This window comes from Fischerella muscicola PCC 7414 (genome assembly GCF_000317205.1).
GTDB lineage: Bacteria > Cyanobacteriota > Cyanobacteriia > Cyanobacteriales > Nostocaceae > Fischerella > Fischerella muscicola.
The window spans coordinates 1-587 of the sequence record NZ_AJLK01000236.1 but is presented as its reverse complement, the minus strand read 5'-3'; the positions used below and the strand labels follow the sequence as shown (position 1 = coordinate 587).

The window sequence follows — 587 nt, the reverse complement described above, 5'->3', positions numbered from 1 at the left end:
TGACAACACCAATGACGCTGGCCGTCACGAATGCGCCTTGGATATAGCTTAGTCCTAAGTTGCTTGTTAGAAAGTCACCAAAGGCCGTTCCCAAACTGTTTGAGAACACAATTGCCAGCCAATAGGTTGTCTCTGCGTCTTTCCTTGCGATCGGATAAACGCTCAGATCCCGATCCCGATAATACCAGATAGCCAGAACACTTAAGAGACAGGCTACCAGGATCAGCGATCCCATTGCGTAGCCCAGTCCGAGAGATCGATCCATTAAGTCTGAAACTTCAGTTCCGGCTGTGGTTGTTGCAATGATAGCTACCCAGTAAAGGGCTGGACGATATCTGTCTCCTTGAATTTGAAAAAACAGGAGAATAGCCAGAATGGCAAAAGTTACGGCAAAGGCCACGTAATAACCCAGCCCAAGAGACATTGAGATGAAGTCACCTGCCGTTTCGCCGAGCGTCGTGGCGATGATCTTCATAATCCAAAAGAAAATTGTGACCTTTGCAACTTTGTTCATTATTGCTCCTACTTACTGCTGGATCGCATACTTTATCTAAACTTGCAGGTTTATCGTAGAGAGAAAAAGTCAA

General features: G+C 45.8%; 1 protein-coding gene. It reads right to left on the bottom strand.

Going from position 1 to position 587, the window contains the following annotated elements; translation table 11 throughout:
• Positions 1 to 514, bottom strand: a 514-nt coding sequence (locus UYI_RS0131420) for a COG4705 family protein (RefSeq protein WP_016870653.1), incomplete at its 3' end; no start/stop codon positions are given.
• Positions 515 to 587 lie beyond the last annotated feature (73 nt).